The sequence below is a fragment of the Neoroseomonas rubea genome, from assembly GCF_016106015.1.
Classification (GTDB): domain Bacteria; phylum Pseudomonadota; class Alphaproteobacteria; order Acetobacterales; family Acetobacteraceae; genus Neoroseomonas; species Neoroseomonas rubea.
On the sequence record NZ_JACADQ010000284.1, the window covers coordinates 1 to 5,571 of the forward strand.

The window sequence follows — 5,571 nt, forward strand, 5'->3', positions numbered from 1 at the left end:
CGCCGGACAGCCGCCGCGCCGGCCGGTCGGCGAGCTCCGCAAGGCCGACCATCTCGAGCGCCGCGCGCGCCCGCGCCTCGCGCTCGACCGCCGGCACGCCGGCGAGCCGCAGCGGATAGAGTGCATTCGCCATGACGCTCCGGCGCAGCAGCACGGGGCGCTGGAACACCATGGACTGGCGCCGTGCCGGGTCGGCGCCGGCATAGGTGATGCGGCCTTGGGTCGGTGCGAGCAGCCCGTGCAGCAGGCGCAGCAGAACGGACTTTCCCGCTCCGTTCGGGCCGATGATCACGCTCGGCGCGCCGGCCTGGATCAGCAGGGTCACGGCGGAGAGGATCGCGTGCCCGCCCGCGGCGAAGCCGAGCCCTTCCGCGCGCAGCGGCAGGATCGTGTCGGGCGCGCGCATCACGCCCCCGATGGCCGGAGCGGCGCGCGGGGCGCGCTGCGGAGGGCTGAATCGGCGGCGTTCACGATGGCGCCCCCGATGGCCGGAGCGGCGCGCGGGGCGCGCTGCGAAGGAGCCGTGTCGGCGGCGTCGATCATCACGCCCCCGCCCGCTGCGCGACCTGCCGCGTCGCCTGCGCAGCGGCGTTCAGCAGCAGCACGATCGCCATCAGCACCATCCCCAGCGCGAGCGCGAGCGGCAGGTTCCCCGCGCTGGTCTCAAGCGCAATCGCCGTCGTCATCACCCGCGTGAAACCGTCGATGTTGCCGCCGACGATCATCACCGCGCCGACCTCCGCACTCGCGCGCCCGAAGCCCGCGAGCAGCACGGTCAGCAGCGCGAAGCGCCCGTCCCACAGCAGCGTCGGCACGGCGCGCAGCCGGTCCGCGCCGAAGGAACGGAGCTGCTCGTCATACTCCTCCCACAGCCCTTCCAGCACTTCCCGCGTCAGGGCCACGAGGATCGGCGCGATCAAGACCGCCTGCGCGATGACCATGGCCGTCGGCGTGAACAGCAGACCGAGCGGCCCGAGCGGGCCCGAGCGCGACAGCAGCAGGTAGATCAGCAGCCCCGCGACCACGGGCGGCAGGCCCATCAGGGCGTTCAGCACCGACAGCACCAGGCCGCGCCCGGGGAAGCGCGCGACCGCCAGCAGCGCGCCGAGCGGCAGGCCCACTACCGCGGCGATCAGCAGCGCCGTGAAGCTCACCTGCAACGAGAGCAGCACGATCCGCGCCAGTGCAGGGTCAGCGCTGACGACGAGGTCGATCGCGGTGGCGGCGGCGATGCCAAAATCGTTCACGGGTGCTTCCAGGGTCGCGGCGAACCTGCGGATGGCAAATGCCGACGTCAACGGTCGGATATCTTGACGCCGCGTCGCCATTTGCCGAAATCTGCCGTTTAATGCCGGATGTCCTCACCCTCAGGGAAGCCGCCGCCTTCCTCCGCCTGTCGGAGCGCGCGCTGTATGACCTCGCCCGGGGCCGGCGGGTGCCGGCGGCGCAGCTCGGCGGCAAATGGGTCTTTCCCCGCCGGCGTCTGGAAGCCTGGCTCGACGCCCAGGCCGAACCCGATCCCGGCATTCCCGCCGCGCCGCCGCCGCCCATCATCGCCGGGAGCCACGACCCGCTGCTCGACTGGGCGGTGCGGCAATCGGGCTGCGGCCTCGCGCTCAGCACGGGCGGCAGCCTCGAGGGCCTTGCGGCGCTGGCCGAGGGCAAGGCGGCGGTCGCCGCGAGCCACTTGCTCGATCCCGACAGCGGCGCCTTCAACCTGCCAGCGGTGCGCGAATACCTGCCGCGCCGCGCCTGGGTCGGCATCCTCTGGGCCTGGCGGGAGCAGGGGTTGATCGTGCCGCCCGGCAATCCGCGACGGCTCGCCGCCGCCGCGAGCCTGGCGACGCCCGGCATCCGCGTCATCGGCCGCCAGCCGCGCGCGGGCAGCCACGTGCTGTTGTTGCACCTGCTGGCCGAGGCGGGCATCCGCCTCGAGGCCGTCGGCTTCCTGCCCGCGCCGGCGCTGGCGCATGACGAGGTCGCAGCCGCGGTCGCGGAGGGCCGCGCGGATGCGGGCTTCGGCATCCGGTCGGAGGCCACCGCGCGCGGTCTCGGCTTCGTGCCGCTGTTCCGGGAACGCTTCGACCTCGTGATGGAGCAGCGCCGCTTCTTCGAGCCGCCGGTGCAGGCGTTGCTTGCCTTCACGCGCCGCCCCGCCTTCGCAGAGCGCGCCGCGCGCCTCGGCGGCTATGGGGTCGAGGAGACGGGCGGCGTGGCATTTCTGCCGTGACGCGTCGGGGCCGAAGGCCTCACCTTCGGCCACTAAGTCGCCAGCGCCCCTTCGGGCGCCTGGCTGTCGCCGCCCGCAGGGCGAGGCATTCTCCAACCGATAGGCACGGGGCCCTCCACAGCGCCGTGTGCGCGCGGTAAGCCTTGGGCCGTCAACGGGAGACAAGATCGCATGACCATGCCGCTGCCGGGCCGCCGCGCCCTGCTCGCCGCCGCCGGCGCCGCTACGCTGCCGCTGCCCGCCTTCGCGCAGGCCGCCTGGCCGAACCGGCCGATCCGCGCCATCGTCTCCTTCCCGCCGGGCGGCGCGATCGACACCGTCACGCGGCTGATCGGGCCGATCATGGGCGAGCAGCTCGGCCAGCCGATCGTCGCCGAGAACCGGCCGGGTGCGACGGGCACCATCGCCGCCGCGGCGGTCGCGCAGGCGCAGCCGGATGGCTACACCTTCCTCTTCGACGCTTCGTCGCATGCCTCGGCGCCGCATCTCGTGCGCAACCTGGCCTTCAACTACGAGACCGCCTTCGCGCCGGTGACGCAGCTGACGACCGTGCCGCTGATCCTCGTCGCGCACCCCTCCGTGCCGGCGAACAATATCCAGGAATTCCTCGCCCTCGGCCGGGCGCGGGCGCAGGCGGGCAATCCGCTCGTCTACGCGTCCTCGGGCAACGGCTCGGCGGCGCATTACTCGGCCGTGCTCTTCCTCCAGCAGGCGGGCTTCGAGGCGACGCACGTGCCCTTCCGCGGCGGCGGGCCGGCGGTGCAGGCGCTGCTCGCGGGCACGACGCAGTTCCACTTCGGCACGACGGCATCGTCCACCGCGCTGGCACAGGACGGGCGGCTCAAGGCCTTCGCGGTGACGACGAAGGAGCGCATCCCGCAGCTGCCGAACGTGCCGACGCTGCAGGAGGCCGGGCTCGCCGGCTACGAATGGATCGAATGGGGCGGCATCTTCGCGCCCGCCGGCACGCCGGCGCCGATCGTCGAGCGCATGAACGCCGCCGCACGACACGCGCTGAACCAGCAGTCGGTGAAGGATCGCCTCGCGCAGATCGGCATGCTGCCGGTGGGCAGCAGCCCGGCCGCCTTCGCGACCTATGTGCGCGAACAGCAGGCGCTGGTGGGGCGGCTGACGCGGGAAGCGAACATCACGCTCGATTAGTTTGCCCTCAGACGGCGGGCGGCGGCCATCCGGCCGCCTTGCCTTCGCGCCGTGGACGGGTGCACAGGCGACCGCTGGTGGTCTGGGCGCGGTCGCGCATTTGCGCTCACGGATCGAGGCTGTGCCTCGATCCGTGGTCTTTGTCTGCCCTCGGACGGCGGGCGGACCGCATCCGCGGCCCTTGCCTTCGCGCCGTGGACGGGCCCGCCTGGTGGCGCTGATGTTCTGCGCGCGGTCGCGCCCTGCGCTCCCGGATCGCGGCTTTGCCTCGATCCGAACCTCTCCATCATGGCGCGGGATGCAGCGCGGCGAACCAGTCGCCGATCTCGCTCGAGGTCGCGAAGGCGACCTCTTCATGCGCCGCGAGCTCGGCCATCACCGCGGCAAAACTCTCCATCCGGTGCGCGACGCCGATCACATGCGGATGCAGCGCGATGGTCATCACCCGCGTGCGGTCGAAGCCGCCGCGCGCGTAGAAGGCCATGCTGTCGCGGATCCGCGCGGCGAGCGCATCCGACGCCTGGTTCGCCACGACATAGACCGGCACGTCGTTCAGCTCGACGGTGTAGGGCAGCGACAGCATCGGCCCGGCTTCCGTGCGCATCCACACCGGCGTGTCGTCCACCAGCCAATCATGCAGGAAGTCGACGCCGTGGCGCTTCAGCACTTCGGGCGTGTCCGCCTTCTCCGACAGCCCCGGGCCGAGCCAGGCGCGCACGGGCTGGCCCGAGAAGGCACGCATGATGGACAGGCTCTCGCGCACCCAGGCCTCGTCCTCCTCCACCGTCGCGAGCGCCTTCTGGTAGAGGCCGTGGCCGACGAACTCCCACTCCGCCTTCAGCATCGCCTCGGCAAGCCGCGGGTAATGCGTGCAGATCTGCGCGTTCGAGAGGTTGGAGGCACGGATGTCGAGCGCCGCGCAGAGGTCGATCAGCCGCTGCATGCCGACGCGCAGCCCGTACTCCACCCAGGTGAAGTTCGGCACGTCCGGCACGGCGCGGATGCCGTGCGGCGGCGGCAGGATGGCGCGCGGCATCGGCTGGTCGAAGGGCCAGTACTCCACGTTGATCGCGACGTTCACGATCACCCGCTTGCCGCGGAAGCGCGGCAGCGGCGGCGCGTCGCCTTCCAGGCGGAACGGGATGCGCGGATTGGGCTCGGCCATGGGGATCTCCAGCGGGCTGCTGCGGTGCTGACCGCAGGCATGGCCGGATTCCGCCCGCGCGTCGAGACGCCACCGCTTCCGTCGCGGCCGCGCCGGCCGCTACCATGGAATGCCGGGCCACACAGCACCGACTGGGGGAAGCGCTGACCGCCACATCGTTCCGCCGCATGATCCTGCCGGGCGTCGCCGCGGGCACCGCGCTCGCGGCGCATCTGCTGCTGCCCGAGGCGGGCTTCGCCGGCTCCGCGCGCCTGGCGTCCGGAACCGCCTTCTGGTTCGCGCTCGCCTGGGCTGCCGCGCGGCTCGCGGCGATCCTGCTCGCCGCGCATCCGAAGCTGCTTTCGGACCTGATCGGCACGGCGATGTTCGTCGCCGCGCTGCTCTTCGTGACGCAGTTCGTCTTCGAGCTGCCGGCGACGGGGCTCATCGCCACCTCCTCCGTCCTCATCGCCGTGCTCGGCTTCGCGCTGAGGAACACGCTCGGCGACATCTTCTCGGGCATCGCGCTCGGCATCGAATCGCCTTACGCGATCGGCGACTGGATCGAGGCGACGGAAGGCTGCGCCGGCCGCGTCACCGAAATCTCCTGGCGCACGACGAAGCTGGTGACGCGGGATGGCGTGACGCTGGTGGTGCCGAACAGCCTGATCGCCGGGCACCGCATCGCGGTCTATGGCAGCGGCATCGCCGGGCGCTTCCGAACGCAGGTGAACGTGCCGGTGGACGCTTCGCTGCCGGCCGAGCGCGCCCGCCGCCTGCTGCTGGCCGCCGCGATGGAGGCGGGGCGCGACCTGCCGGACTTCGCGCCGGACGTGGTTCTGGTCGATCTCTCGCAGGGCATGGCGGTCTACGCCGTGCGCTTCCACGTGCCGGATTTCGGCGCGGAGATGCGCTGGCGGGACACGGTGGCGGGCGCCGCGCAGCGCGCATTGCAGCGCGCCGGGCTCGAACTCGCCCGCCCGGGGCGGGAGGTGGCGCCCGGCCGCCCCTGGCAGCCGCCCGAGCCCGCAGGCCC

At 72.6% G+C, this 5,571-nt stretch carries 6 protein-coding genes; 3 read left to right on the forward strand and 3 right to left on the reverse strand.

Annotated elements, in window-relative coordinates:
* Both HW577_RS19630 and HW577_RS19635 read right to left on the reverse strand, forming a co-directional pair.
* Window positions 1–406, reverse strand: a 406-nt coding sequence (locus HW577_RS19630; RefSeq protein ID WP_198377822.1) for an ATP-binding cassette domain-containing protein, incomplete at its 3' end; no start/stop codon positions are given.
* Between the two features lie 136 nt (window positions 407–542).
* Window positions 543–1,247, reverse strand: a complete 705-nt coding sequence (locus HW577_RS19635) for an ABC transporter permease (RefSeq protein WP_332837767.1) — start codon at window positions 1,245–1,247, stop codon at window positions 543–545.
* A 101-nt stretch (window positions 1,248–1,348) separates the two neighbouring features.
* Here HW577_RS19635 and HW577_RS19640 point away from each other — a divergent pair, with 101 nt between their 5' ends.
* Together HW577_RS19640 and HW577_RS19645 are read left to right on the forward strand one after the other, a co-directional pair.
* Window positions 1,349–2,230: a helix-turn-helix transcriptional regulator gene (locus HW577_RS19640; protein ID WP_198377824.1), complete on the forward strand. Its 882-nt coding sequence runs from the start codon at window positions 1,349–1,351 to the stop codon at window positions 2,228–2,230.
* 171 nt (window positions 2,231–2,401) lie between these two features.
* Window positions 2,402–3,391, forward strand: coding sequence for a Bug family tripartite tricarboxylate transporter substrate binding protein (locus tag HW577_RS19645; RefSeq protein ID WP_232475082.1), 990 nt, complete (start codon window positions 2,402–2,404; stop codon window positions 3,389–3,391).
* Between the two features lie 286 nt (window positions 3,392–3,677).
* Here the strand turns inward: HW577_RS19645 and HW577_RS19650 are convergent, their stop codons facing one another.
* Window positions 3,678–4,556, reverse strand: a complete 879-nt coding sequence (locus HW577_RS19650) for a polysaccharide deacetylase family protein (protein ID WP_198377825.1) — start codon at window positions 4,554–4,556, stop codon at window positions 3,678–3,680.
* A gap of 104 nt (window positions 4,557–4,660) precedes the next feature.
* Between HW577_RS19650 and HW577_RS19655 the strand changes: the two genes are divergently transcribed.
* Window positions 4,661–5,571: mechanosensitive ion channel family protein (locus tag HW577_RS19655; RefSeq protein ID WP_198377826.1), on the forward strand; the 911-nt coding region annotated here is incomplete at its 3' end.